This is a genomic window from Actinomadura napierensis (genome assembly GCF_039529375.1).
GTDB classification, from domain to species: Bacteria; Actinomycetota; Actinomycetes; order Streptosporangiales; family Streptosporangiaceae; genus Spirillospora; species Spirillospora napierensis.
The window spans coordinates 186469-211591 of sequence record NZ_BAAAMR010000001.1; the positions used below are offsets into that span (position 1 = coordinate 186469).

A 25123-nucleotide genomic window follows, 5' to 3' on the forward strand; every position below is an offset into this window, starting at 1 on the left:
TCCATATTGAGTTGGTAGGTTTTGTTGGCAATACTCGCCGGCATGGCCGACACCCGTCCCCGGGACCTCTGGTTCACCCGCTGTCCCGTTCCCACCGCCACCGGCATCGCCGCAGACCAGGGCTGGCTCGCGGCGGAGTTCGCCGCCGACGGCATCACCGTGCGCTCCCTCCAGGACGCGGGTGCCGGGCCCGACCGCGGCGAGCACTTCCGCCACCGGCTTCCCACGCTCGTCCGCGAGGGCGGCAACGTCCCGGCGCTGTGGGCCCGCTCCACCGGCGCGCCGACCCGCCTGGTCGGCCTCACCTGGTTCGAGGAGCGGCAGGTCGTGCTGGCCCGCCCGGGCGCGGGCGTGCGCGGTCCGCACGACCTCAAGGGCCGCCGCCTCGCCGTCCCGCGCCGCTCCATCGAGATCGACTTCTGGCGGGCGATGGCGCTGCGCGGCTTCGACGGCGCGCTCCGCCATGCCGGGCTGACCCTCGCCGACGCCGACCTCGTCGAACTCGACGGCGACGCCCTCCCCGGGCAATGGGAGGCCGAGCTCGCGGCACTGCGCGACGGCCGCGTCGACGCCGTGTACACCAAGGGCTCGGTCGCCGTGGAGACCGCCGCCCGCTACGGCGCGGAGGTCGCGATCGACCTCGACGCCCTGCCGGACCGCCGCCGGCGGGTCAACAACGGGACGCCGCGTCCCATCACCGTCGACCAGCGGCTGCTCGACGACCATCCCGACCTGGTCGTCCGGTTCCTCGCCGTGCTGCTCGGCGCCGCCGACTGGGCCCGCGACCGTCCCGGCGACCTCGCCCGGATCCTGCGGGCCGAGACAGGGGCCGGCGCGAAGGGCGTCGCCCGCGCCTACGGCGACGGCTTCCACCGCGAACTGCACGCCGGCCTCGGCGCGGACCGCCTCGCGCTGCTCGCCGAGCAGGAGGAGTTCCTGCACCGGCACGGCTTCCACGATGCCCCGGTGGACGTATCCGCCTGGGCCGACCCCGCACCCCTCACCGCCGCGCGCGACCTCGTCCCGCGGCTCGCCTTCGTCGCACAGGAGCACCCATGAAGCGCTTCCCCGCCCGACCGGCCCTGGCCGCCGGCGCCCTCGCGGTCCTGCTCGCCGCCGCGGGCTGCGGCCGAGCGGACGCGGACCCGTCCGGCGGCGGGACGATCACCGTCCACGTCCCCGACCCGGGCAACTCCGGGGTCCTCGCCGCCGGGAAGAAGGACGGCAGCCTCGCCAAGGCGCTGTCCGCCGTGCATGCCAAGGTCGCGTGGACGGGCAGCGCAGGGCCGTTCGCGCCCGCCGCGCTGGAGCTGAACGCCGGTGAGCTGGACTTCGCGCAGGGCTCGATCACCTCCGCGATCGCCGCCCTCGCCCAGAAGCCCGGCTTCAAGCTGTTCGCGCAGATCGCCCCCGACAGGATCGGCGAGGGGATCCTCGTGCGCAAGGACTCGCCGATCCGGACGCCCCGCGACCTGGTCGGCAGGTCGGTCGCGGTGAACAAGGGCGGGACCGCCGAGTACCTGCTGCTCAAGGCGCTCGCCGCGTCCGGGATCAAGCCGGACCAGGTGAAGCGCGTCTACCTCAACCCCGCGCAGACCGCCCCCGTCTTCAACTCCGGGAAGGTCGACGCGTGGGCGGTGTGGGCGACGTACTCGCTTCCCGAGATGGCCGCGACCGGCGCGCACTTCCTGGTGAACGGCGGGCAGATCGGGTCGCAGAACTACTCGGTGTGGGCCGTCCGGACGAAGCTCGCCGACGCGCACCCCGAGATCGTCAAGGCGTTCTACCAGTACCTCCACGACCGGGGGCAGGACCAGATCAAGAACCCCGGCGGCTACGTCAACGTGTTCACCAAGGCGGGGCCGCAGGCCGTCAGCGGCGCCGCCGAACGGCTCACCGTGCAGAACCTCGCGCAGGGCGCGGCCGCCGAGCCCATCGGAGCGCCCGACCTCGCCGGGTTCGCGAGCGTCGCGCAGTTCTTCGCCGACCAGAAGATCACCCCGGTGAAGGTGGACGTCAAGCCGTACGTGGTGACGCTTCCGGGGAGCGGGACATGACCGTCGCCCCTGCCGAGAGAGCCGCGTACGCCGATCTCGTCGTCCCGCGCCCGCGCATCCCGAGGCCGCGCCGCCGCGGCGTGACCGTCGCGCTGCGCACCCTCGGCCCGCTCGCGCTGCTCGGCGGCTGGTGGCTGGCGTCCGCGACCGGCGTGCTCAGCCCCGACGTGCTCGCCTCGCCCGCGACGGTCGCGGACGCCGCCCGCGAGTTGTGGGCGGACGGCCAGCTCAGCGACGCGCTGCGCGTCTCGCTGACCCGTGCCGTGCTCGGCCTGGCGTGCGGGCTCGCCGCCGGGCTGCTGCTCGGCGTCGTCACCGGGTTCTCCCGGCTCGGCGAGGAGCTGCTGGACTCGCCGCTGCAACTGCTCCGCGCGCTGCCGTTCCTGTCGCTCGTCCCGCTGTTCATGGTGTGGTTCGGGATCGGCGAGTCGGCGCGGGTCGTCCTCATCGCCGTCGCCACCACGTTCCCGATGTACGTCTCGACCGCGGGCGGCGTCCGGAACGTGGACCGGCGCCTGCTGGAGGCGATGCGCACGTTCGGCCTCGGCGGATGGCGGCTCGTCCGCGAGGTGGTGCTGCCCGGCGCGCTGCCGTCGCTGCTCGCCGGATTCCGGTTGTCGATGACGCTCAGCGTGATCGCGCTGATCGCCGCCGAGGAGATCAACTCGACGTCCGGGATCGGCTACCTGATGACGCAGGCGCAGAGCTTCTCGCGCACCGACATCCTGTCGGTCTGCGTGCTGGTGTACGGGCTGCTCGGGCTGGCCGCGGACCTGCTCGCGCGCGGCGCGGAGCGGCTGCTGATGCCGTGGCGGGCGAAGGAGGCGGCGCGATGAGCACCGGCACGACGAGCACGGGCACGATGGGCACCGGCACGATGAGCACGGCCGTGCACCTGCGGGGCCTGCGCCGGGTCTTCGGAACTCGCGCCGTCCTGGACGGGGTGGACCTCGACATTGAACGCGGCGAGTTCGTCGCGCTCCTCGGCGCCAGCGGCACCGGCAAGACGACGCTCCTGCGCATCCTCGGCGCCCTCGACCGGCCGGACGGCGGGACGGTGCTGGTCCCGGAGGCTCGCACGATCGTGTTCCAGGAGCCTCGGCTGGTGCCGTCGAAGCGGGTCCTCGGCAACGTCGCCGTCGGGCTGCCGCGCGGCGCCGCCGTGCAGGAGAAGGGGAGGCGGGCGCTCGCGGAGGTCGGGTTGGCCGACCACTCCCGGGCGTGGCCGCACACGCTGTCCGGCGGTGAGGCGCAGCGGGTCGCGCTGGCGCGGGCACTGGTCCGGGAACCGGAACTGCTGCTGCTGGACGAGCCGTTCGCCGCGCTCGACGCGCTTACCCGGCTGCGGATGCAGGACCTCGTCGGCGACCTGGTCCGCACCCACCGCCCGGCGGTGCTGCTGGTCACCCACGACGTGGACGAGGCGATCCGGCTGGCCGACCGGGTCGCGGTGCTGAAGGACGGCCGGCTCGTCACCGACGAGCGGGTGGCGGCGCGGCATCCCCGCGACGCGGCCGACCCGGAGTTCACCGCGCTGCGCCGCCGGCTGCTGAGCGACCTCGGTGTCCGGCTCACCGGCCCCGGGCCGGAGCACGGCAGGGAGAAGGCCGGACGGCCGCAGGAAGGAGCGATACGTTGACCCGCTTGCATGTCGTGGCGCCGACCCGCGCGCCCGGACGCGCGGTGCTGCCCGATTTCGTCACCGACGTGCGCCCGCGCGCCGTCGAGCCCGAGCACCGCGCCGTGGGCCGGGCCGCCGAGCTGGGCGGGCTGGACGGCGTGCTCGTCCCGTTCGACCCGGGCGGCCATGATCCGCTGGTGCTCGCGGCGGCGGTGCTGCGCGACTCGCGGCACGTCCAGGTGGCGGCCGCGTTCCATCCGGCGATCGCGACGCCCGTCTACGCGGCGAAGCTGTCGGCGTCGCTGCAGCGCTACACCGGCGGGCGGCTCGCGTGGCGGCTCGCCGTCGACCTCCCGCCGGACGTCGCGCGCGCACACGGCGACTTCCTGGAAGGCCCGGCCCGCTATGCCCGCGCTGATGAGTTCCTCACGATCGCAAAGGGCGTGTGGGGCGAGCGCCCGTACACCTTCGAGGGCGAGCACTTCCAGGTCCTGGACGGCGGCTTCCCCGGTTCCCGGGTGCCGCGCCCGTTCCCGCGCGTGTACCTGTCCGGGACGTCGCCGGAGGCCCTCGCACTGTCCGCGCGGCACGCCGACGCGCACCTCATCGGCCCCGACGACGACCCCGGCCTCGTCCCGGACGGCGTCGACGCGGCGCTGCGCCTGCGCGCCGACGGCCTGGACGAGACGGCGCTCGCCGACGAGATCCTGCGCCGCGCCGAAGAGGGCGTCGCCGAGTTCTTCGTGGAGCCGGCGGCGACGCCCGCCACCGCCTACTGGCTGGCGCAGCGCGTCCTGCCCCTGCTGCGGAAGGAGACCGAACGTGCCGGTTGACATCTACTGGCGCATCGCGATGGAGGGCGACGCGCCCGCGCTGCGCCTCGGCGACATCACCCGCGGCGGCTTCGGCCCGTACCTCCCGGGCGCCCTCGGGCCCGGCCTGCGCGGCAGCGGACCGGACGGGTACGGCCCGCTCGACTACATGGGAGAGGTGGCGCGCGCGACCGAGCGGTCCGGGTTCGTCGGCGGGCTGATGCCGTCGTTCCCCGAGACCGACGACCCGTGGGCGGCGGCCGCCGCGCTCACCGGGGAGACCACCGCCTACCGGTTCATGATCGCTTTCCAGCCGGGGTTCCTGCATCCCGTCCAGGCGGCGCGGATGTCGGCATCGCTGCAGGCGGCGACGGGCGGGCGCGTCGTCTACAACATCATCTCGGGCGGCGGCGGGCCGCAGCAGCTGTGGTGGGGCGACAAGGTCGACCACGACGACCGGTACGCCCGCACGTCGGAGTTCCTCGACGTGCTGAAGGGCGTGTGGGACGGCCCGTTCGACCACGAGGGCCGCTTCTACCGGGTCGAGGGCGCGGCGCTCCCGCCGGAACTGCGTGGGCAGCCGTTCCCGGAAATCTACTTCTCCGGCTCCTCGCCCGCCGCGATCGCCGCCGCGGGCCGCCACGCCGACTACTACCTGTCCTGGCTGGAGCCGTTCGACGCGCTCGCCGCGAAGTTCGCCCTCGTCCGTGAGCACAGCGACACTCCCCCGAAGTTCGCCGTCCGCGTGGACGTCCTCGCCCGCGAGACGGAGGAGGAGGCCTGGGAGGAGGTTCGCCAGGGCTGGGCGCGGATCGGCGAAACGCCGCGCACCCCCGACGCGAGCGAGTCCGTCGGCTGGCAGCGGGGCCGGGCCTTCACCGCAGGCGCCGGCTCCGGCTCCGGCCATCGCGGCCTCGAAGTGCAGCCCAACGTGTGGGGCGGCTTCAACCGGCTCCGGCCCGGGCCGCTGTTCGGGCTCGTCGGCGACTACCACCAGGTCGCCGCGCAGCTCGACGAACTGATCGACCTCGGCGTGGACGCCTTCATCCTCGCGGGCGTCCCGCACCTCGAAGAGGCCCAGCGCGTGGGCCGCCACGTCCTGCCCCTGCTGAAAGGAAAGCCATCATGACCCTGCGCGTCGGCTACTTCCCGCAGAACAACTCGCTGTGGGTGCTGCGGCACCGCGGCATCCTCGAACGGTCCGTCCCGGACGTGGAGTGGGTCGACCTGCGGTCGCTGCCCGCCGGGGACCGTCCCGCGCCCACCGAGGGCCTGCCGTCCGGGCACGGCGACCACCTGTTCGACGGCGGCTACGACTTCATCGGCACCGGCTCCACGCCGCCCGTCACCGCGCAGGCGAAGGGGCACGACGTCGTCTACGTGGCGATCTCCGGGCCGCGCGTGGAGAACGGCCGCATCGTCGTCCCGGAGGACTCCCCGATCGCCGGACCCGCCGACCTCAAGGGCCGGCGCGTCGCGCTCGGCCACGGCTCCTGGCAGACCACGCTGCTGCTGCTCGCCCTTGAGAAGGCGGGCCTGACCTGGAGCGACATCGAACCCGTGGACGCCTACGGCAACGCCGCCGAGCTGTTCCTGGACGGCGAGGTCGACGCCTGGGTCGGTTCCTACCCCCACCTCACCGACGTCGAGAACCGCCGCCCCGTCCGGACGGTCATCGAGACACCGGGCCTGTTCAGCCACCGCTCGCTCTGGTTCACCAACCGGACGTTCGCGACCGAGCGGCGCGACGAGCTGGCCGCGATCGTCGCCGCGCTCCAGGAGTCGGACGCCTGGATCGAGGCGAACCCGCGCGAGGCCGCTGCGCTGTTCGCCGCCGACGACGGCGGCGCCGTCGACGCCTGGGAGCACGCGCTGCGCACCCGCCCCTGGGGCCTGCACCCGGTGGACGAGGGCTTCATCGCCGAGCAGCAGCACGCCGCCGACCTCTTCCACGCCAACCGCCTCATCCCGCGCCCGGTCACCGTCGCCGACGCGGTCCTACCCGAGATCAACGAGCTGGTCTCCGCGCCCACGCCCTGACCACCCCCGGACGCGGGGCACCGGCGTCGCCGGTGCGTCAGGTGCGGGTCCAGAGGGTCAGGTGGGCGCCTCCGGCCGCGACGGTTCTTCCGTCCGGGCTGAGGGCGACGCAGGTGATCTCGTCATCGGTGTCGACTGCGGCGAACTTCTTGCGGGTGGAGAGGTCCCACACCGTGACGGTGCCGTCCTTGGAACCGGCCGCCAGCAGGCCCTTCCCGCCGGATCCGATGCAGGTCACACCGGAGCCCGATCCGGTGAGGGTGGTCATGGGGGCGCGGGACGCCACGTCCCAGAGCGTGAGCGTCCCGTCCGTGCAGAGGTTCGCCAGCGTCCTACCGCCGGGATCGAACGCCAGGGAATGCTCGTCGGAGTTCGTGTGGGCGAGGGTGGCGATTCTGGTGTGCGCGGACGCGTCCCACAGTTGCAGCAGTCCGTCGGTGGTGGTGTTGCCGGGAAGAACGTTGCCGCTGGCGGTCGCCAGGACATCACCGGACGGGCTGAACGCCAGGGCCCCGACCCAGTACTTCTCGCCCGTGGCCAGGTTCGCGCGGTGCTTTCCACTCGCCGCGTCCCACAGCCTGACGGTAGGAAGGTCGAACGTGCTCGCCACCGTCCGCCCCGTCCGGTCGATCGCCACGGCGCTGAGGGACCTGTCCCATCTGACGGGGTCGATGTAGGGCAGTTCGGTGAGGGCTCCGGTCGTGATGTTCCGGAGACTGACCGTCCCGTCGCCGTTCCCGATCACCAGGGTGCGCCCGTCCGGGCCGAAGGCCGCGGACAGAGTGGTCCTGAAGTCCGCGGGAAAGGCGGCCGACGGCGGCTTGTCGAACGGGTTGACGACCCGGTGCGTGAAGACCCGCGCCTGCGTCCTGGAGGCCACGTTCCACAGGCTCACCGTGCCGTCGTTGCCAACACCGGTGAGCAGGGCGCCGTCCGGGCTGAACGCGATGGACCGCACCTTTCTGTGCTTGTGCGGGAGCGTCACCGGCGTCTCGGAGGCGTCCGACGGGCGCAGCAGCAAGGCGGCCGGGACGGCTCCGGCGGCGACGACGCCCAGCCCGGCAAGGACGAACTTCCGGCGGGTCGGACGCGCGGCGCGGGTCGCGTCCCCGGTGGGTTCCGGGAGCCGGGGATCGAACGCGGTGATCATCTCCGTGACGGGGGCCGGGAGCCAGGTCCGCGCGGTTTCCGGCGGGGCGGCCAGCCGGTCCAGGATCTCGGCGAGGCCGGGCCGCGGCTCCGGATCCTTCGCCAGGCAGGCGGTGACCAGGTCGGCGAGGTCGGCGGGCAGGCCGGTGAGGTCCGGCTCGTCATGGACGATCCGGTACACGATCGCGCCCGCCGGGCCCGTGTTGAAGGGGCTCGTCCCGGTCGCGGCGTACGTGAGCACCGAGCCGAGCGCGAACACGTCGCTGGGCGGCCCCACGTGGAGGCCGCGCGCCTGCTCGGGCGACATGAAACCGGGAGTCCCGAGCACGGCCGTCGACGTGTGGGCGGCGTCCAGGGCGCGGGCGATGCCGAAGTCGATGACCCGGGGGCCGTCGGCCGCGAGGATGATGTTGCCCGGCTTGAGGTCGCGGTGCACCAGGCCCGCGCCGTGGATCGCGGCCAGCCCCTCCGCCAGCCCGGCCCCGAGCACCCTCACCGCGTCCACGGGCAGCGGGCCGTGCGCGCCGACGGCCTGGTGCAGCGACGGGCCGGGGACGAAGGCCGTGACCAGCCACGGCGGGTCGCCGTCCGGGTCGGCGTCGACCACCTGGGCGGTGTAGAAGCCGCCGACCCTGCGGGCCGCGGCGACCTCCTGGGCGAAGCGGCGGCGAAAGTCCGGGGCGTCCGCCAGTTCGGGGCGGACGATCTTGACCGCGACCAGCCGGCCGCCCGGCGAGCGGCCCGTGAACACCTGCCCCATCCCGCCGCCGCCGAGCCGTCCGAGCAGCCGATACGACCCGACCCGCTGCGGATCGCCGGGCTGCAGAGGGTCCATTCGGCCAAGCTCCCTGTCTGACAGACATCGCTGTACGCCTGAACGATTCTCTCAGGCGGCCCCGGCCCGGGCAACGCGGCCGGGGATCACGGGACCGGCCGTGTTCCCGTTGAGGTCCGAGGCCCCCTAGTGCGTTCGCACTAGGGGCATGTGAACGGCTGGTCCGGGTGCACCAGAGGAAGACGGCGGCGGGAGACGATGCCCGGCGGGGGTGCCGGAGGGAAGTGTTGAAGGCGCGCGAATCTCGCGCATTTCCCCTTCCCCAGCGGTATCTGGAGTGAGCAACAAGTGGCGACATTTCTTTATCGGATCGGACGGTGGGCCTTCCGCCGGCGCCGGCTCGTGACCGCTCTGTGGCTGGGCGTCCTGCTGCTGGCCGGAGTCGCCGCCGCCATGGCGCCCTCCGGGCAGGACGAGGACCTCTCCATGCCCGGCACCGAGTCGCAGAAGGCGTTCGACCTGCTGGACGAGCGCTTCCCCCAGAGCAATTCCCAGGGTGCCGAGGCGCGCCTGGTTTTCCAGGCCCCGGACGGGCAGCGGGTGACGGCCGCGGAGAACAAGGCGGCCGTCGAGAGAACGCTCGGCTCGCTGAAGGAAGGTGAGCAGGTCGCGTCGATCACCGACCCCTACGAGACCGGCGCCGTCAGCAAGGACGGCACCATCGCCTACTCCACGATCACCTACACCGCGGACGCCGTCGACCTGACCGGGCCGACGAAGAGCTCCCTCGAGGACGCCGCGGGCAAGGCCCGGGACGCGGGGCTGACCGTGGAGATCGGCGGCTCGGCCCTGGATTCGGACGAGGAGCCGGGCGGCACGACGGAGATCATCGGCGTGGTGGTGGCGGGCGTGGTGCTGGTCCTCGCCCTCGGGTCGCTGGTCGCGGCCGGGCTGTCGCTGCTGACCGCCTTCCTGGGCGTGGCCATCGGCTTCGGCCTGATCAGCGCGCTGGCCGTTCCGCTGGGCCTGACGTCCACCGTCGCGATCCTGGCGCTGATGCTGGGGCTGGCGGTCGGCATCGACTACGCGCTCTTCATCACCTCCCGCTTCCGCGACGAGCGCGCACAGGGCAGCGAGCCGGAGGAGGCCGCCGGCCGGGCTGCGGGCACGGCCGGATCCGCCGTCGTCTTCGCCGGCGCGACCGTCTTCATCGCCCTGGTCGGGCTGGGGGTCGTCGGGATCCCCGAACTCACCAAGATGGGCCTGGCCGGCGCGGGCGCCGTGGCCCTCGCCGTCCTCGTCGCACTGACCCTGGTCCCCGCGCTGCTCGGCTTCTTCGGCCGGCGGGTCCTGTCCCGCGCCGTCCGCAAGGCCGGCCGGCCCGGAAACGAGCGAACGGCGGCCGGACGGCCCGGGCTCGGCACCCGCTGGGCGCGGTTCGTGCTGCGCCGCCCGGTGACCGTGCTGCTGATCGCCGGGCTCGGTCTCGGCGCCGTCGCCCTACCGGCGCTGAGCCTCGAACTCGGGCTGCCCGGCGACGAGTCCAAGTCGGTGGAGACCACCCAGCGCCGTGCCTACGACCTGCTGTCGGAGGGCTTCGGCCCCGGCTTCAACGGGCCGTTGACCGTGGTCGTGGACATGTCGAAGTCCCCGGACCCCCAGGCCGCCGCGGACCGGGTCGTCACGACCGTCCGGGGAGTGGACGGGATCGCGTCGGTCGGTGATCCGGTTCTCAACCGGGCCAAGGACACCGCCGTCCTCACCGCCGTCCCGAAGACCGCACCGACCAGCGGCGAGACCAAGGACCTGGTGCACGCCCTCCGGGGGGCGGTCTCCGGAGCCGAGTCCGGCACGGGCGCCGACATCCTGGTGACCGGCACCACCGCGCTGAACATCGACATCTCCGAAGCGATGTCCGACGCCCTCGTCCCCTACCTGACCGTGGTCATCGGCCTGGCGGTGATCCTGCTGATGGTGGTCTTCCGTTCGGTCCTCGTCCCGGTCAAGGCCGCGCTCGGCTTCCTGCTGTCGGTGGGCGCCGCCTTCGGCGTCGTCGTCGCCGTCTTCCAGTGGGGCTGGGCGGCGGACCTGATCGGCATCGAGCAGACCGGACCGGTCATGTCGCTGATGCCGATCCTCATCATCGGGATCGTGTTCGGCCTCGCCATGGACTACGAGGTCTTCCTCGTCAGCCGGATGCGGGAGGCCCACGTCCACGGCGCGTCCCCCGGCGAGGCGATCGTCGGCGGTTTCCGGCACAGCGGACGCGTGGTTGCCGCGGCGGCGATCATCATGACCAGCGTGTTCACCGGGTTCATCGGGATGAGCAACCCGACCATCCAGACGATGGGCGTCGGGCTGGCGTCCGCCGTCGCCTTCGACGCCTTCGTGGTCCGGATGGCGATCGCGCCCGCGGTCCTGGCACTGCTCGGTCGCAGGGCCTGGTGGCTGCCGCGTAGCCTGAACCGTGTGCTGCCGAATGTGGACATCGAGGGCGAGGCGCTGAGCAGGCACGTTCCGGCCGCCGTGACCGTGCCGGACGCGGCGGCGCCGCGGCTCCCCGTCGACTGGCGCTGAGCCCGGCCATGACGAACACGGGTGAGGGCGGGGCGCGAGCGCGCGGCACGTGGTGGCGGGAGGGAGCGATCGCGGCGACCGCGTTCGCGTTCTGCCTGCTCGGCGGCGCGCTGCAGGTCGACGACAAGGCGATATCGGCGCCGCCCGCCGCCGCCTACCTCATCGCCGTGGTGTCCTGTGCCGTGCTGCCGGTGCGGCACAGGGCGCCGCTGGCCGCCATGGCGGCCACGACCGCGGCCGGCATGCTGGTGCCGCCCCTGGACCTCCTGCTGAGCCCGCCCATCGTGGCCCCCGCCGTGATCGTCGCCTACACGCTCGCCGTGCGCACCGAACGGCGCGCGGCGAGCGCGGTGCTGCTCGCCTCCGCGGTGCTGCTCGTCGTCTCCAACCTCGTGTTCTCGTTCGGGTCCCTCTCGTGGCAGGACGCGAGCAGGATCGCGGCGGTGGCGGCGTTCCCGCTGGTGGCGGGCATCCTCGGTCACTCGACGCAGAACCGGCGGGCCTACCTGGCGGCCGTGGAGGAGCGGGCCCTGCGGGCCGAGAAGAGCCGGGACAGTGAGGCGCGCCGGAGGGTGGCCGAGGAACGGCTGCGCATCGCCCGGGAACTGCACGACCTCGTGGCCCATCAGATCACCCTGGCCAACGCGCAGGCCACGGTCGCCGCCCACCTCTTCGACACCCGTCCGGAGCAGACCCGCAAGAGCCTGAGGGAGCTCGTCGAGACCACCGGCGACGCGCTCGACGAACTGCGGGCCACGGTCGGTCTGCTGCGCCACACCGGGGACGCGGCCGCGCCCGCCGAACCGGCCCCCGGGCTGTCCCGGCTGCCCACGCTCCTCGAATCCTTCCGCCGCGCGGGACTGGAGGTGTCGGTGCATCAGGAGGGCACGGCCAGACCGCTGCCGCCGGGAGTGGACCTCACCGCCTACCGCATCGTCCAGGAGGCCCTGACCAACGTGACCAAGCACGCCGGTACCAACAGCGCCCGGGTGCGCCTCGACTGGAGCCGCGACCGCGTGACCATCACCGTCGCCGACGACGGAGGGGACGCCCATACGGCGTCGGCCGCCACGCTGCCCGACCGTCCGCCCGGTTACGGTCTGATCGGGATGCGGGAACGTGCCACCGCGGTCGGGGGACGTCTCTCCGCGGGCAGGCGCCCGGAAGGCGGCTTCCTCGTCTCCACCGAACTGCCTCTCCCGCCCGCCAAGGACAGGACGCATGCCAACGAAGGGCCGTTGACCGGCGGAGAAGCGCTATGACGCTCCGGGTGCTGCTCGCCGACGACCAGGCCCTGCTGCGCGGTGCCTTCCGGATGCTCCTCGAAACCGCCGACGACATCACCGTGGTCGGCGAGGCCGCCGACGGCAGGGAGGCGGTGCGGCTCACCCGCGAGCTGCGGCCGGACGTGGTGATCATGGACATCCGCATGCCCGAGGTGGACGGTCTCACCGCCACGTCGGAGATCTGCGCGGACCCGGACCTGCGCGCCACCCGCATCCTGATCCTCACCACGTACGAGACCGAGGAGTACGTCGCCCAGGCGCTGCGCGCGGGGGCCAGCGGCTTCATCGGCAAGGGCATCGGCGCCGAGGACCTGCTCGACGCCGTCCGGACGATCGCCGACGGCGACACCCTCCTGTCCCCCGCCGCGACCCGCTCCCTGGTCGCCCGTTTCCTGGCCACACCGGACGCCGCCCCACCGCACGACGCCGAACAGCTCGCCGCGCTCACCCCCCGCGAACGCGAGATGGTGGCCCTGGTCGCGACGGGCCTGTCCAACCAGGAGATCGCCGAGCGGGAGTTCCTCAGCCCCTTCACCGTCCGCGCCCACGTGCAGCGCGCCATGGCGAAGCTGGACGCCCGCGACCGGGCGCAACTCGTCGTCATCGCCTTCCGGACGGGCCTGGCCCCCACCGCCCCCGACAGCGGCGCCGACCGCCCGTCGTGAGCCGCCTGTGTTGCATGGACCACGGTTCGTCCGCTCGCAGGAACCGCAGTTGACCGTTGCGAACAGGTAGCGCGCCCCGAGCCGCGGCGCGGGTCGCGAGGGTGCGACGGTTTATGGGGCTGGGGCGGCTGCGGACAGGGCGATGAGGACTTCGTTCAGGGCGCGGACGGTCGGGGCGGGCAGTACGCCCTGCGTGATGAGGTCCTCGGGTGACGTCAAGCGGCACGCCTGCCGTGCTGCCACGATCAGCTTCGCGTGGTACGGGTCGACGCCCGGGAGGGACGCGAGGACGTGTTCCGGAACGGCGTTGAGGTCCACCAGACCCCCGGCCGCGTTCCTGAAGTCGGTCGGGGGCAAGGGAGCCGTCCAGCTGCTGAACGGCAAGTACCTGAGGACGACCTCGAAGGACGAGGGCTTCGCCAAGCCGGCCTCGTTCACCGACCCGGCGAAGTTCTTCCCGGAGCTGCTCACTCCTGACGGCACGGTGTCCAAGGGGAAGCAGGAGGTGATCGCGGGGACGCCCGCGATCGCGCTCGAGGACGGGTCCGGCGGGAGGCTTTACGTGGCGACACGGGGCAAGCCCTACGTCCTGCGCATCGACGGCGGCCCGGGGAACCGCCTGGACTTCGACGGCTACGGCGTCGCGGTCCACATCACGACTCCGCCCGCCGCTCAGGTCGTCGACCTCTCAGAACTGAAGAACTGAGCCCGGCATGCGGAAGGCCGGACGGGCAGCGAGCCCGTCCGGCCTTCCGCGCGGGTTCAGCCGGTGTGGCGGGTCTGCTCCGGGACGTTGAAGCCGTTGACGCGGACGTCGGGCTTGGCGGACGTGGCGGAGTAGCGGGCGGTGACGGTCTGCTGCTCGCCCGGCCAGAGCGTGATGTCGTTGTCGCTCCAGCGGATCGGCAGCACCTGCTTGCCGCCGGCGAACAGGTCGGCGCGGGTAAACAGGGCCGGGGCGCCGCCGTGGCCGACGTTGCGGACGGTCACGCTCGTCACCATCTCACCGCCCTCGCGGCGGGTGGTGGCCTGGACCTTGATGTCGGCGGGCTTGAGGGCGCGCAGGCCGGTCAGGTCGGCGTAGCCGTCCTTCTGGAAGACCGCGAACCCGTTGGACGGGGTGTACTTGCCGGGCGCGTGCGTCTTCGGCCAGTCGACCTGGTCGGCCTTGGTGGACAGCCAGTACACGTTGCGGCTGACGACCTCGGAGCCGCGGGTGAGGGTGAGCTTCTCGAAGTAGGTCTTGGAGATCCCGGCGGGGACCTTCGGGTGCAGGACGGTCCGGACGTCCTGGCTGCCCAGCGTCCCGACAGGCGCGCTCGCGGTGGCGCGGACCTTGCCGTCGAGGTCGATGATCTGTGCGGTGGCGCGCAGGCCGTCCTGGCGGGCGCCGGTGAGGTTGGCGGCCTTGATGGAGCCGTCGGCGTAGGAGTACATGATGTGCACCGGCTCGTTGGCCTTCTTCGCGCCGAAGTAGACGCCGGGCTGGTCGAAGTCGGAGCCGTACATGCTCCACTGCAGCGACGGCCACGCCTTGTTCAGCATCCAGTAGATGATCCCGGTGCTGGGGTTCGCCTTGTCGGTGGAGTTGCCGAGGTACGACTCGAACTGCGCGCGCGTGACCTCGTACTGACCGAGCTGGACGGTCTTCTGGTACGAGCCGGCGTCCTTCCAGGGGCCGTACCGGTGCCACAGCGGCGTGTTGTAGACGCCCATCCGGGACAGGCGCGTGTAGTCGGAGTACAAGAACGTGTGGTACATGTCCTGGCCGGCGGTCTGGCCCTGCGCGGTCGCCGGGTCCCAGATCTTCTTCTGCTCGTCCGGGGACAGGAAGCGGTTCAGCGAGTCCTGCGTCGGGATGGTGTTGCCGGTGCTGACCTCGGTGTCGAAGCCCCAGGCGCTGCCGGTCATGCTGAGCGTCGGGTCGTTGGTGTTGACGGTCTCGCGCTTGTTGTTCCACAGGGCGTTCGGCGGGAAGTAGTTGTAGCCGCCCTCCTTGGTGCCGGCAGGCCCGAGCTTGGGCGACGACTTGTACTCCGCCGCGGCGACCTGCGGGAGCCGGAAGTCGGCCTCCTTGAACGCCTTCAGGAAGAGGGCCTCCTTCTCCGGGTCGGGGGCGTCGTCGCTGCCTTGGAAGAAGGTGAAGACGCTCGGGTGGTCGCGGAGCCGCTCGGCCATGGCGCGGGCCTGGTTGGACGCGTTGGCCTTGACGTCGTCCGACCAGGTCGACGACTTGTTCTCCCACAGCGCGCAGCACTGCCAGCCCGGCATGGCGAGGACGCCCGCCCGGTCGAGCTGCGCGAACATGTCGTCCGGCGGGAAGTTGCCCTCGAACCGGACCGCGTTCAGGCCCATGTTCCGGATGTAGGAGACCTGGTCGGCGACGTTGGACGGGGAGTAGCGCAGGAACAGCTCCGGCGACCAGCCGGCGCCGCGGATGACCAGCGGCTTGCCGTTGACGATGAACTGCCGGTAGCCGTCCTTGCCGTGGGTCTTGCCGGGGACGGGCTTGGTGAGCCGCGATGTCACGGTGCGGATGCCGAAGTCGTCGGCGGCGCTGCCGGAGACCGTCCCGCCCACGGACGCGTTGAGCGCGAGGTGGTACATCGGCTGGTCGCCCATCTGGTACGGCCACCACACGGCCGGGTGCTTCAGGTGCAGGCCGGGGCAGTCCGCCTTGGTGATGGTGACGGTCCGGGTCGCGTGCGCGGGCACCGTGACAGTGGCCTTGCAGGCGATGCGGGTCGAGCCGTGCGACACCGTCCCGGCGACCGTCACCCGCTGCGGCGTCGCGGTGTTGTTGCGCACGTCCGCCTTGACGGTCAGGTCGGCGGTGGACAGGTCGGGCGCGTCGTCCTGCAGGACGTGCGCGTTGCGGACCGAGACCGGGCCCTCCTGGACGATCTGCGGCGCGTACTGCAGCCCGGTGTTCTGGTCGGGCGCCATCGGGTTCCAGTCGACCTGGTTCTGGGTCAGGTACCGCATCGGCGTGTCGAACTTGGTGATGTCGGAGTCGTTGCGGGAGACGTCGAGCGCGATGGCGTTCGCGCCGTCCCGGACGTAGGGGGTGATGTCGTACTCCAGCCGCGCGTACGAGCCCTGGAGTTGCGCGCCGGCGGCGATCTTCTTCCCGTTGATCCAGAGGTCGGCCTTCCCGGAGACGCCGTTCATCACCAGGAAGGTGCGGCCGTCCTTGCGGGGGTGGACGGTGAGCTGCTCGCGGTACCACCAGTTCACGTCGAACTGCTTGGCCGGGACCTTCGCCATGGTGTCGTTCTGGAAGATGTTCGGGTACCGGCCGTTCTCCAGCAGGCCCGCCATCAGCGTCTCCGGCTGCGACAGCGACAGCCACCCCTTCGTGGAGTAGTCCGGCTTGGAGATCTCGGCGCCGGTGTCGCGGGTGTCGGCGGACGACCGGATGGCCCAGCCGGAGGTGAGTTCGGTGGTGCCGGAGGGCGCGATCTTCTGCGCGGCCGGCCGGGGCCCGGCGAGCGCGTGGGCCGGTACCGCGGGGGCGAACGTCCCGGCGAGGGCGAGCACGGCGACGAGCGCCGTGGTGGTTCGAGTCCTGGACCCGCTCATGTGTCCGTCACTCCTTCGTGCGGCCGGAGCCGGGCGCTTCCCGGCGGCGTGTGCCTTCATGCTCGGGCCGAGGGCACCCGCCGGGCCGTAGGGGCAGGACGTCAATGGGGGTAGGGCTAGACCTACTTTCCGGGGTCGAGGACGGCGCCGTCGGAGCCGGTGCGGAGCAGGCGCCGGGCGTTGCCGGCGTACACCTTCGCCAGCACGCCGGCGGGCAGGGCCAGTGCGGAGATGGCCCAGCGGCCCTGCGGCGGCACCTCCTCGTCCGGGGCGTAGGGGAAATGCTCATCGGCCGTTTCCAGGAAACGGAAGTGCGTCCGATAGGCCGACGCCGACAGCGGGAACGCGTCGGTGCCGAAAAGGACGCGGTCCGAGTGCCGCATCAGCAGTTCCCGGGCCGCGCGGGGGCGGCGGCCCAGCTCGGCGAGCCTCCCGGCGATGTCGATGTGGAAGTTCGGATGGTCGTCCAGCATCCGCGAGACCCACCGGAGGTCCTCGGCGAAACAGCCGACGTGCGCGCCGATGAAGGTGGTGTCCGGGCAGGACGCGACGAGGTTCTCCAGCGCGTCCATGAGCCGCGCGAACGTCGGGAGACCATCACGCGCGAACTGCCAATCCGGATTGGCCAGCAATTCCTTCAGCCGCTCGTTGTGCCGGTCGGCGGGGGCGAAGAAAGCGACCGGATCAGCGGTATGGATCAGCACCGGCAGGCCGAGATCCCCCGCGGCGGCGAAGACGGGAACCAGGCGCGGATCGTCCGGCAGGACCAGGCGGCCGTCCGGCCCGGTGTACTTGAGGCCCAGCGTCTTCCAGACCTTCAGGCCGCGGGCGCCGCGCGAGTGCGAGTCCTTCAGGCTGCGCACCAGCCGCTCGACGCCGTCGCGCTCGCGCAGCAGGTCCCAGTCGAGCTGGCAGAACGTGAGGAACCGGCCCGGGTGGGCGCGGTCGTAGCGGTCGAGGTTGGCCGACAGTTCCGCACCCCACATGCCGTCGAGGTTCACGATGGCGTCCACGTCGTGCTCGTCCATGAGGGCGAGCAGCCGGCCCACGTCCGGCGCCATCCATCCGCCGTCTTCGGTGAGCCAGCGGCCGAGGTGGTTGTGCGCGTCGACGCACCGATGGCGCGGGCGCGCGACGTGAGTCCCGGGAATGGCGACGCTCGGGCGCGGCGCGTAATCGGCCAGCCGCAGGTCGTGGAGATCGGGCATGGCCGCGTCAGCGGCCTTCGCGGAGCGGGCGGGTCCATTCGGAGACCTTCGCCTGCCAGGCGTCGTCCTCCTCGGGGCGACCGGCCACGCCGGGCCGGCGCTGCCAGGGCAGCGGCCCGGTCTCGGGACGGTACTCCACACCGAGGGCGGTGAGGCGGTCCAGATGCGCGTCGAGCCGCCGCCGGAAGCCGGCCGGATCCCTGTCCCGGGTGCTCCACACGGTTTCGGCGAAGGCGGCGAGCCGGGGGAAGGCCATGTAGTCCAGCTGCCGGGGCGAGTCGATCAGTTCGGTCCACAGGCAGCACTGGGCGCCGAGGACGTGCCGGGCCGCCCTGTCCCCCGCGAGCGCCGACGGGATCGGTTCGAAGGCGTAGACGTCGTCGACGGTGAGCACGGTGCCGAACGGCACCGGCTCCTGGTCGCCGGGCGCCTGGCGGTAGTCCAGGTAGACGGAGGTGTTGGGGCAGGGGACGACGTCGTGGCCGGTCTTGGCGGCGACCACGGTGCCGTGGTCGTCCCGCCAGGAGGTGATGACCGCGTGCTCGGGCGCGCCCCGTCCCTCCAGGATCTCGTCCCAGCCGACCGTACGTCGGCCATGGGCGGCGAGGTGGCCGGCGATCCGGCCGATGATCCAGCTCTGCAGCTCCGCCTCGTCGCGCAGGCCGAGTTCGCGGATCCGGCGCTGGGCGGCCGGGCTCGCCCGCCACTGGTCCTTGCGGCACTCGTCGCCGCCGATGCTGATGTACGGGCCCGGGAACAGGTCCACGACCTCGTCCAGGACGTTCTGGAAGAACGCGATCGTGTGCTCCTCGGCGTTGAGCACGTTCGGGCCGACGCCCCAGGTCGTGGCGACGTCGAGGGGGGTGTCGAGGTTGCCGAGCTCGGGGTGGGCGGCGATCGCCGCCTGGGTGTGGCCCGGCAGGTCGATCTCCGGGACGACGGTGATGTGCCGCCGGGCCGCGTAGGCGACGATCTCGCGGACGTCGTCCTGGCTGTAGTAGCCGCCGTGCGGCCGGCCGTCGCCGGGACCGTTCCACCCGACCTGGCTCTCCCGGCGCCACGCGCCGACCTCGGTCAGCCGCGGATAGCGCCTGATCTCCAGCCGCCACCCCTGGTCGTCGGTCAGATGCAGGTGGAGGATGTTCAGCTTGTGCACGGCCATCAGGTCGATGAAGCGCAGCAGGTCCGCTTTGGGGAGGAAGTTCCGGGCGACGTCGAGGAGGCAGCCGCGCCAGGCGAAGCGCGGCCGGTCCTCGATGTCGACGTGGGGCAGCGGGAGGCTCCCGTCGGCGGCCGCCTTCCGGTGCGCCCCGGGCGGGAGGAGCTGCCGGAGGGTCTGCGCGCCGTAGAACGCGCCCGCCGCGCCGGCGGCCTCGATGAGCACGCCGCCGGCCTCGACGCTCAGCCGGTACGCCTCCGGCGGCATCTCCCGGACGGCGAGGGCGATCCCGCCCGGCCGCGGCCCGGGCGGCAGCCCGCCGCCGGTGACCGGACTCAGCTCGCCGCGCAGCCAGGCGGCGACCTCGGCGAGCGCGGGGTCGGCGGTCAGGGTGGTGTGCCGGTCGAGGACGAGCCGGCCCGGGCGGGTGTCGAGACGCACCGGTTTCGGGATGACCATCGATGTCCCGTTCAGTCGCAGGTGATCTTCGCGTCGGCGAAGTCGGTGTGATCGAAATAGGCGTTGTCGCCGCCGTTGGTGGCGACCAGGCGGATGTACTGGGCGCCCTTGACGGACGCGGTGACCTTCCGCGGCGGGCTGTCGCCGGTGAGGACGCCGGTGCGGGCGGCCAGCTCCCCGTCGGCCCACACCTGGAAGTCCGCCGAGCCGCGGACGGCTCCGGGCGCGTCGACCTCGTCGTCGATCCCGGCGGAGAACTCGACGGTCGTGCAGCGCCCGGCCGTGTAGTAGCCGATCTCGGCGGGGGCCTGCGCGCCGAGGCCCTTGGCGTACCGGACGCCGCCGATGGTGAGGGGCCGCCCGTCGCCGGGGGCGGCGTTGCCGCCGCTCATGTCCTTCTCGACCGGGCCGAGGTGGTTCACCATCGTCGCCCACGGCACGTCGCTGAGGTAGCTCGTCCCGGAGCCGGGGGCGGTCGCCACGCGGACGACGGCGCTCCCGTCGAGTCCGCCTTTCCACTGGTCGGAGGTGACCTTGTCGGTCAAGGGGTAGTCCCGCGGCGCGGCTCCGGAGGGCGGCGTGATCGACCATCGGGTGGTGAACGTCGCGCCCGGGGCCAGCCTCCCGGCCGTGGCCGGGGTGACCGCCTTCGCCTTCCAGCCGTCGGGCACGGTGAGGGATACCGCGACGTCGCGCACGGGTTCCGTGCCGCCGGTGTTGGTCACCCGCGTCAGCAGGGAGTTGTCCTTACCGGGCTCGACCGTGGTGGGCCGCGCGTCCCCGAGGACGGTGGCGGGGTCGATCTCGTAGGTCGGCAACGGCGCGGCCGAGTCGTGCCGGGTGCTGACGCGGTACATGACGGTGCCGTGCGCGGGCACCGCCGCGGAGATGTCCCCGGTGGTGCTCCAGACGGCCCCGCTCCACAGGTCTTCCAGGCGGTACCGGGAGGCGGCCGGCAGCTTCAGCTCGCTCGCCGTGGTGGAGATCGTCTTTTCCCGGTCGCTCTCGTTGTAGAGGGCGACGGCCGTATCGCCGCCCGCCAGCGGGCGGGACAGGACGTGGTACCAGCCGTCCGTGCGGGTGAAGGCGGCGGGCCGGCCGAGCGCGTCCTGGTCGACCGCCGTCACCCGGGGGTTCGCGACGATCGCGGCGGGCGCCTTGGCCGGGGCGGCCTGCAGGATCAGCGGGGCGGCGGCCATCGCCCACAGGCTGACCTGCGTGCGGTACTCGGTGTCGGTCATGCCGCCGAGGCCCGCCTGCAGCAGGTCCGGGTCGGCGTAGCTGCGCGGGCTGGCGTACTGCAGGCGCAGCATCGCCGTCTCCCAGATGCCGAGCATGCCGGAGTAGGAGTCCGAGATCGGCTTGGTGACGACGTTCGTCCGCCAGGTGGTGGCCAGCTGCCCTCCCCACAGCCACGGAACGCTGTTGCCGTCCTCGTTGTTCATGGCGAACGCGATCCCGTCCCCGAGCGCCTCCCGCATGCGCGGGTAGAGCTTCTGGGCGATGCCCTGGGAGTTCTGCCCCGGGAAGTCGGCGGTCGGGACCGAGCAGTAGTCGTACTTGACGTAGTCGACGCCCCATCCCTTGACGAGCGCGCCGTCGTCGGTCTCGTGCCCGTAGGAGCCGGGGCCGCCGCCGGCGCAGTTCTTCGTGCCCGCGGACAGGTTGAGCCCGAACTTCATGCCCTCGGCATGGACGGCGTCGACCAGCGCCTTCATGCCGGAGGGGAAGCGGTCCGGGTCGGCGGCCAGCCGCCCGGAGGAGTCGCGCTTCCCGGCCTCCCAGCAGTCGTCGATGATCACGTACCGGTAGCCGGCGGCCTTCAGCGCCGCCAGGCCGGTGGCCGCCTGGCGCACCGAGGCGTCGGCGACCGAGCAGCCGAGCGCCCGGCTGCTCCAGCCCATCGGCGGGGTGTCGACGGCGGGCGGGGCCGCCGAACGGGCCATCGCGCCGGACTGCGGCACGGTGGACATGGCGAGGAGCACCGCCGCGAGGGCGGCGGTCACGCGTCTGCGCATGATCGTCCTGTCAGGCCGGGTGGAGGCTCGGGTCGCCCGGCTCGATGGCGAACGAGCCGGAGGTGTAGGCGAGCGCGTAGGGCTGGGTCACGACGGGAAGCGACCGGAAGTCGACCTTCATCTCGCGCCCGGATATGACGCTGCGGACATAGCCCCGCCGCCCGTTGAAGAACTTGACGTGCGGGTTCTCGGCCAGCAGTTGCGCGGTGTTCGGATATTCGTCCAGGCCGTTTCCCGCGGAGGTGACCGACGTGCTCACGAGTTCGACGGCCACCGACTTCGACTCGGGGTCCTGGAAGTCGCGCTTGACCTCGCCGGCCCAGTGCGAATGCACGTCACCGGTGAGGACGACCCCGTTCCGCTTGTTGTCGTCGATCGCCGCGGCCACGCGGTTGCGGCTGGCGGTGTAGCCGTCCCAGCCCTCGTTGGAGTACCCCTTGGCGTCGCCGTTCGTCCAGTCCATCTCCATGAAGAAGACCTGCTGGACCAGCAGGTCCCAGGTGGCGCGGGAGCTTTTCAGCTGACCGGCGAGCCATGCCTCCTGCTCCTGGCCCAGGATGGTGCGGTTCGGGGCGAGGCGTTCGGTGCAGTCCGGGCCGATGGTCCCCGACTTGCCGCCGTTGCAGGCGTACAGGTCGCGGTACTGGCGGGTGTCCAGCATGTGGAGGTTGGCGACCGATCCCCACCGCACCGTGTGATGCAGGCGGAGCGCCGCGCCGACGGGCTTCTGCGCGCGGCGCAGCGGCATGTTCTCGTAGAACGCCTGGAACGCGGCGGCCCGTCTCGGCAGGAACGGCGGGTCGGGCTGCTCGGGCACGTCGCCCGCCCAGGCGTTCTCGACGTCGTGGTCGTCGAAGACGGTGACCCACGGCGCGACCGCGTGCGCGAGCTGCAGCTCCGGGTCGGCCTTGTGCTGGGTGTGCCGCAGCCGGTAGCCGGCGAGGTCGAAGCATTCGCCGCCCGCCTGGTCCCGCACCGGGTACTTGTAGTCGCCGTACTCGTAGATGTAGTCGCCCAGGAAGGCGATCAGGTCCGGATGGTCCTCCGCCATCCTGCGGTAGGCCGTGAACCAGCCGAGCTGGTAGTCGGCGCACGAGGTGAAGGAGAGGTTGAGGTCGCGGCCGGTCGTGCCGGGCGCGGGCGCGGTGAGCGTCCGCCCGACCGGTGACATCTGCCCCGCGGCCTTGAAGCGGTAGAAGTACTCGGCGCCGGGGCGGAGACCGCCGAGTTCGACGTGCACGCTGTGCGCGGACTCGGGGCGCGCGACCTGCGTGCCCCGCTGGACGACCTTGCGGAACCGCTCGTCCTCCGCGACCTGCCATTCGACGGGGACGGGCCGGTTCGGCATGCCGCCGAGACCATCGGGTGCGAGCGGGTCGGCGGCGAGGCGCGTCCACAGGACGACGCCGTCGGGGGCCGGTTCTCCGGAGGCGACGCCGAGCTGGAACACCTCGCCCAGAGGGGCGCGGCGGGCCGCCGCGCGCACGGGCGGGACGCCCAGTGCGGCGGCGATGCCCAGGCTCGCGCCCCCGGCGAGAAGGGAACGCCGGGTGATCATGAGACTCCTCGACTACTTGACCAGCGCGTCGCCGTCGTGGACGGCCTTGTCGGCGGCCTGCTGCGGAGTGAGCTTGCCGAGGTACATGTCGTTGAAGGTCTGGTTGAGCTTGTTCTCGAACGCGGTGAAGCCGGTCGTGACCGGGAGGTTGAACGTGGCGCCCCGCGACTCCTCGAGGAAGGGCGAGACGTCCAGGCCCTTCTGCTTCCAGTAGTCGAGGTAGCCCTGGGAGAGGCCGTTCAGCGCGGGGAAGACGTAGCCGCCGTCCGCCATGATCTTCTGCGCCTCGGAGCCGCCGAGGAAGCGCGCCAGTTTCATCGCCGCCTCCTTGTGCGGGCTCCTGGCGTAGACGGCCTCGGAGAGCCCGTTGATGTTCACCACGCGTCCGGCGGGGCCCGCGGGCATCGACGCGACGCCGATCTTGAAGCCGGCGCCGGGGGCGACGAACGGCAGCAGCGCGTTGTTGGCGGGGAACATCGCCACCCGGCCCTGCTTGAACATCTCGTTGATCTTGTCGCTGGGCGGGTTGGTCTGCGCGGCGGGCGGCGCCACGTGGTACTTGTTCACCAGGTCGACGCCGAACTGCAGGGCCTGCACCGACGCGGCGTCGTTGAAGGCGTACTTGCCGAACGGCTTGTCGACCAGCTTGCCGCCGTTGGAGCTCACCCAGTTCATCCACTGGGTCTGGTAGTGGTTCCAGGACGCGAAGCCGTACTGCTTCACCTTGCCGGCGTCGAATCCCGGCTGGTCGGGATGCTTTCCGTTGTCGTCGGCCGTCAGCTTGCGGGCGGTCTCCAGCAGGGTGCCCGAACCGTCGGGCGCCCAGGTGAGCTTGTCCGGCATCGTGACGCCGGCCTTCTTGAACAGGTCCTCGTTGTAGAGGAGCCCGACGATGCCGAAGTCCTTCGGCACGCCGTACAGCTTGCCCTTATAGGTGTAGGACTGCACGACGTTCGCGTTGTACTTGCTGGTGTCGAGCTTGAGGGCGCCCAGGTCAGCCAGGATCCCCTTGGTGACGAACTCGGGGAACTGCGAGGTCTGCATCCAGAAGACGTCCGGCGCCGTGCCGGCCACCGCGTCGGCGGTCATCTTGGTCCAGTACTGGTCGTACGGCAGCTGTTCGAGCTTCACGCGGACGCCGGGGTTGGCCTTCTCGAAGGCCGCCATCACCTTCGCGTAGCCGGCCTTCTGCTGGTCGTCCCAGAGCCGGTAGGTGAGCGTGACGGAGCCTCCGGAGTCGCCGGAACCGCCGCAGGCGGTCGCTGTGGACACCAGCGCGGCGCCGAGCACGGCCGCGATCGTGCGGATTCGGGGGGATTTCATTGCGGCTGACCTCTTTTACTTGAGGCCGGTGAGGACCACCGAGCGGACGATGTATCTCTGGAAGGCGATGAACACCGCGACCATGGGCACCAGGGCGATCAGCGCGGCGGCGGTCATCTGGTTGGGGTCGACGCCGATGGAGCCCTTCAGCCCGGCGATCCCCACGGTGACGACCTTGGTGTCGTCGCCGCTGGTGATGATCAGCGGCCACATGAAGTTGTTCCAGGACGTGATGACGGTGATGATCGCGAGGGTGCCCAGGGCGGGACGCGACAGCGGAAGGACGATGCGCAGCAGGATGGTGAGCGGCCCGGCGCCGTCGATGCGCGCCGCGTCCTCCAGCCCGGCGGGCAGGGCGCGGAAGAACTGCCGCATCAGGAAGATCCCGTACGGCGTGCCGAGCAGGTACGGCGCGAGCAGCCCCCACCAGGTGTTGACCAGGTGCAGCTCGCGCATGATCAGGAAGAGCGGGATCATGGTGACCGCGCTGGGCACCATCATCGTGGCGACGTACAGCCAGAAGAGCACGTCGCGTCCGCGGAAGCGCAGCCTCGCGAACGCGTAGGCGGCGAAGGTGGTGAACACCAGCTGCCCGGCGGTCAGCGCCGCCGTCATCAGCAGCGTGTTGCCGAGATAGCCCGCGAAGCCCGAATGAAGCACCTTGTCAAGGTTCTCTAGGGTCGGCGGCAGCCCGGGCTCCCACGGCTCGGTGCGGTTGAGCTGCCGCGGCGTCTTCAGCGCGGTCAGCACGACCAGGAGGTAGGGGAAGACGGAGACGAGGGCGCCGGCGGCCAGCGTGAGATAGAGCGCGATGCGCTTGACCATGTTCCCTCC

The 25123-nt window shown here is 72.0% G+C and carries 19 protein-coding genes; 11 read left to right on the forward strand and 8 right to left on the reverse strand.

What is annotated here, in order from left to right; translation table 11 throughout:
* Positions 1 to 42: 42 nt before the first annotated feature.
* From ABD296_RS00615 to ABD296_RS00645, 7 genes are read left to right on the forward strand one after another with little or no spacing between them, the layout of a single operon-like run.
* Positions 43 to 1059, forward strand: a complete 1017-nt coding sequence (locus ABD296_RS00615) for an ABC transporter substrate-binding protein (RefSeq protein WP_344260116.1) — start codon at positions 43 to 45, stop codon at positions 1057 to 1059.
* Positions 1056 to 2057, forward strand: coding sequence for an NrtA/SsuA/CpmA family ABC transporter substrate-binding protein (locus ABD296_RS00620; protein ID WP_344260118.1), 1002 nt, complete (start codon positions 1056 to 1058; stop codon positions 2055 to 2057). The genes ABD296_RS00615 and ABD296_RS00620 overlap by 4 nt, the downstream gene beginning before the upstream one ends.
* On the forward strand, positions 2054 to 2893 hold the full coding sequence (locus ABD296_RS00625; RefSeq protein WP_344260120.1) for an ABC transporter permease: 840 nt from the start codon (positions 2054 to 2056) through the stop codon (positions 2891 to 2893). The genes ABD296_RS00620 and ABD296_RS00625 overlap by 4 nt, the downstream gene beginning before the upstream one ends.
* Positions 2890 to 3696 carry an ABC transporter ATP-binding protein gene (locus tag ABD296_RS00630; protein WP_344260122.1) on the forward strand — a complete coding sequence of 269 codons (807 nt, stop codon included), beginning with the start codon at positions 2890 to 2892 and terminating at the stop codon, positions 3694 to 3696. Before ABD296_RS00625 ends, ABD296_RS00630 begins: the two co-directional genes overlap by 4 nt.
* Positions 3693 to 4511, forward strand: a complete 819-nt coding sequence (locus ABD296_RS00635) for an LLM class flavin-dependent oxidoreductase (RefSeq protein WP_344260124.1) — start codon at positions 3693 to 3695, stop codon at positions 4509 to 4511. The genes ABD296_RS00630 and ABD296_RS00635 overlap by 4 nt, the downstream gene beginning before the upstream one ends.
* On the forward strand, positions 4501 to 5619 hold the full coding sequence (locus tag ABD296_RS00640; protein WP_344260126.1) for an LLM class flavin-dependent oxidoreductase: 1119 nt from the start codon (positions 4501 to 4503) through the stop codon (positions 5617 to 5619). The genes ABD296_RS00635 and ABD296_RS00640 overlap by 11 nt, the downstream gene beginning before the upstream one ends.
* Positions 5616 to 6530 (forward strand): ABC transporter substrate-binding protein, encoded by a 915-nt coding sequence (locus ABD296_RS00645; RefSeq protein ID WP_344260128.1) that lies wholly within the window; start codon positions 5616 to 5618, stop codon positions 6528 to 6530. Before ABD296_RS00640 ends, ABD296_RS00645 begins: the two co-directional genes overlap by 4 nt.
* Before the next feature lie 37 nt (positions 6531 to 6567).
* Here the strand turns inward: ABD296_RS00645 and ABD296_RS00650 are convergent, their stop codons facing one another.
* Positions 6568 to 8514: a WD40 repeat domain-containing serine/threonine protein kinase gene (locus tag ABD296_RS00650; protein WP_344260130.1), complete on the reverse strand. Its 1947-nt coding sequence runs from the start codon at positions 8512 to 8514 to the stop codon at positions 6568 to 6570.
* 342 nt (positions 8515 to 8856) lie between these two features.
* On the opposite strand from ABD296_RS00650, the gene ABD296_RS00655 reads away from it, so the two are divergent.
* From ABD296_RS00655 to ABD296_RS00670, 4 genes are all read left to right on the forward strand, one after another.
* Positions 8857 to 11031 (forward strand): MMPL family transporter, encoded by a 2175-nt coding sequence (locus ABD296_RS00655; protein ID WP_344260132.1) that lies wholly within the window; start codon positions 8857 to 8859, stop codon positions 11029 to 11031.
* Between the two features lie 8 nt (positions 11032 to 11039).
* Positions 11040 to 12293 carry a sensor histidine kinase gene (locus ABD296_RS00660; protein WP_344260134.1) on the forward strand — a complete coding sequence of 418 codons (1254 nt, stop codon included), beginning with the start codon at positions 11040 to 11042 and terminating at the stop codon, positions 12291 to 12293.
* The gene (locus ABD296_RS00665) at positions 12290 to 12982 is read left to right on the forward strand and encodes a response regulator transcription factor (protein ID WP_344260136.1); all 693 of its coding nucleotides are present in this window, start codon (positions 12290 to 12292) and stop codon (positions 12980 to 12982) included. Before ABD296_RS00660 ends, ABD296_RS00665 begins: the two co-directional genes overlap by 4 nt.
* 307 nt (positions 12983 to 13289) lie before the next feature.
* Positions 13290 to 13688, forward strand: coding sequence for a hypothetical protein (locus ABD296_RS00670; RefSeq protein ID WP_344260138.1), 399 nt, complete (start codon positions 13290 to 13292; stop codon positions 13686 to 13688).
* 56 nt (positions 13689 to 13744) lie between these two features.
* Here ABD296_RS00670 and ABD296_RS00675 read toward each other — a convergent pair whose 3' ends face one another.
* From ABD296_RS00675 to ABD296_RS00705, 7 genes are all read right to left on the reverse strand, one after another.
* Positions 13745 to 16564, reverse strand: a complete 2820-nt coding sequence (locus ABD296_RS00675) for a glycoside hydrolase family 2 protein (protein ID WP_344260140.1) — start codon at positions 16562 to 16564, stop codon at positions 13745 to 13747.
* A 122-nt stretch (positions 16565 to 16686) separates the two neighbouring features.
* A complete protein-coding gene (locus tag ABD296_RS00680; RefSeq protein ID WP_344260142.1) occupies positions 16687 to 17772 on the reverse strand; it encodes an amidohydrolase family protein in 1086 nt (361 codons plus the stop codon).
* A gap of 7 nt (positions 17773 to 17779) precedes the next feature.
* Complete coding sequence (locus ABD296_RS00685; RefSeq protein WP_344260144.1) at positions 17780 to 19390, reverse strand: beta-N-acetylhexosaminidase; 1611 nt, start codon at positions 19388 to 19390, stop codon at positions 17780 to 17782.
* A gap of 11 nt (positions 19391 to 19401) precedes the next feature.
* Positions 19402 to 21408, reverse strand: coding sequence for an NPCBM/NEW2 domain-containing protein (locus ABD296_RS00690; protein WP_344260146.1), 2007 nt, complete (start codon positions 21406 to 21408; stop codon positions 19402 to 19404).
* A 10-nt stretch (positions 21409 to 21418) separates the two neighbouring features.
* Positions 21419 to 22966: an alkaline phosphatase D family protein gene (locus tag ABD296_RS00695; protein ID WP_344260148.1), complete on the reverse strand. Its 1548-nt coding sequence runs from the start codon at positions 22964 to 22966 to the stop codon at positions 21419 to 21421.
* A 12-nt stretch (positions 22967 to 22978) separates the two neighbouring features.
* Positions 22979 to 24289 carry an ABC transporter substrate-binding protein gene (locus ABD296_RS00700; RefSeq protein WP_344260150.1) on the reverse strand — a complete coding sequence of 437 codons (1311 nt, stop codon included), beginning with the start codon at positions 24287 to 24289 and terminating at the stop codon, positions 22979 to 22981.
* Between the two features lie 15 nt (positions 24290 to 24304).
* Positions 24305 to 25114 carry a carbohydrate ABC transporter permease gene (locus ABD296_RS00705; protein WP_344260152.1) on the reverse strand — a complete coding sequence of 270 codons (810 nt, stop codon included), beginning with the start codon at positions 25112 to 25114 and terminating at the stop codon, positions 24305 to 24307.
* Between the last annotated feature and the right edge of the window lie 9 nt (positions 25115 to 25123).

What these genes read in the sequence shown, in the direction of transcription:
- ABD296_RS00615 (WP_344260116.1), top strand. Translation starts at nt 43, where the DNA reads ATGGCCGACACCCGTCCCCGGGACCTCTGGTTCACCCGCTGTCCCGTT.
- ABD296_RS00620 (WP_344260118.1), top strand. Translation starts at nt 1,056, where the DNA reads ATGAAGCGCTTCCCCGCCCGACCGGCCCTGGCCGCCGGCGCCCTCGCG.
- ABD296_RS00625 (WP_344260120.1), top strand. Translation starts at nt 2,054, where the DNA reads ATGACCGTCGCCCCTGCCGAGAGAGCCGCGTACGCCGATCTCGTCGTC.
- ABD296_RS00630 (WP_344260122.1), top strand. Translation starts at nt 2,890, where the DNA reads ATGAGCACCGGCACGACGAGCACGGGCACGATGGGCACCGGCACGATG.
- ABD296_RS00645 (WP_344260128.1), top strand. Translation starts at nt 5,616, where the DNA reads ATGACCCTGCGCGTCGGCTACTTCCCGCAGAACAACTCGCTGTGGGTG.
- ABD296_RS00650 (WP_344260130.1), bottom strand. Translation starts at nt 8,514, where the DNA reads ATGGACCCTCTGCAGCCCGGCGATCCGCAGCGGGTCGGGTCGTATCGG.
- ABD296_RS00660 (WP_344260134.1), top strand. Translation starts at nt 11,040, where the DNA reads ATGACGAACACGGGTGAGGGCGGGGCGCGAGCGCGCGGCACGTGGTGG.
- ABD296_RS00665 (WP_344260136.1), top strand. Translation starts at nt 12,290, where the DNA reads ATGACGCTCCGGGTGCTGCTCGCCGACGACCAGGCCCTGCTGCGCGGT.
- ABD296_RS00675 (WP_344260140.1), bottom strand. Translation starts at nt 16,564, where the DNA reads ATGAGCGGGTCCAGGACTCGAACCACCACGGCGCTCGTCGCCGTGCTC.
- ABD296_RS00680 (WP_344260142.1), bottom strand. Translation starts at nt 17,772, where the DNA reads ATGCCCGATCTCCACGACCTGCGGCTGGCCGATTACGCGCCGCGCCCG.
- ABD296_RS00685 (WP_344260144.1), bottom strand. Translation starts at nt 19,390, where the DNA reads ATGGTCATCCCGAAACCGGTGCGTCTCGACACCCGCCCGGGCCGGCTC.
- ABD296_RS00690 (WP_344260146.1), bottom strand. Translation starts at nt 21,408, where the DNA reads ATGCGCAGACGCGTGACCGCCGCCCTCGCGGCGGTGCTCCTCGCCATG.
- ABD296_RS00695 (WP_344260148.1), bottom strand. Translation starts at nt 22,966, where the DNA reads ATGATCACCCGGCGTTCCCTTCTCGCCGGGGGCGCGAGCCTGGGCATC.
- ABD296_RS00700 (WP_344260150.1), bottom strand. Translation starts at nt 24,289, where the DNA reads ATGAAATCCCCCCGAATCCGCACGATCGCGGCCGTGCTCGGCGCCGCG.
- ABD296_RS00705 (WP_344260152.1), bottom strand. Translation starts at nt 25,114, where the DNA reads ATGGTCAAGCGCATCGCGCTCTATCTCACGCTGGCCGCCGGCGCCCTC.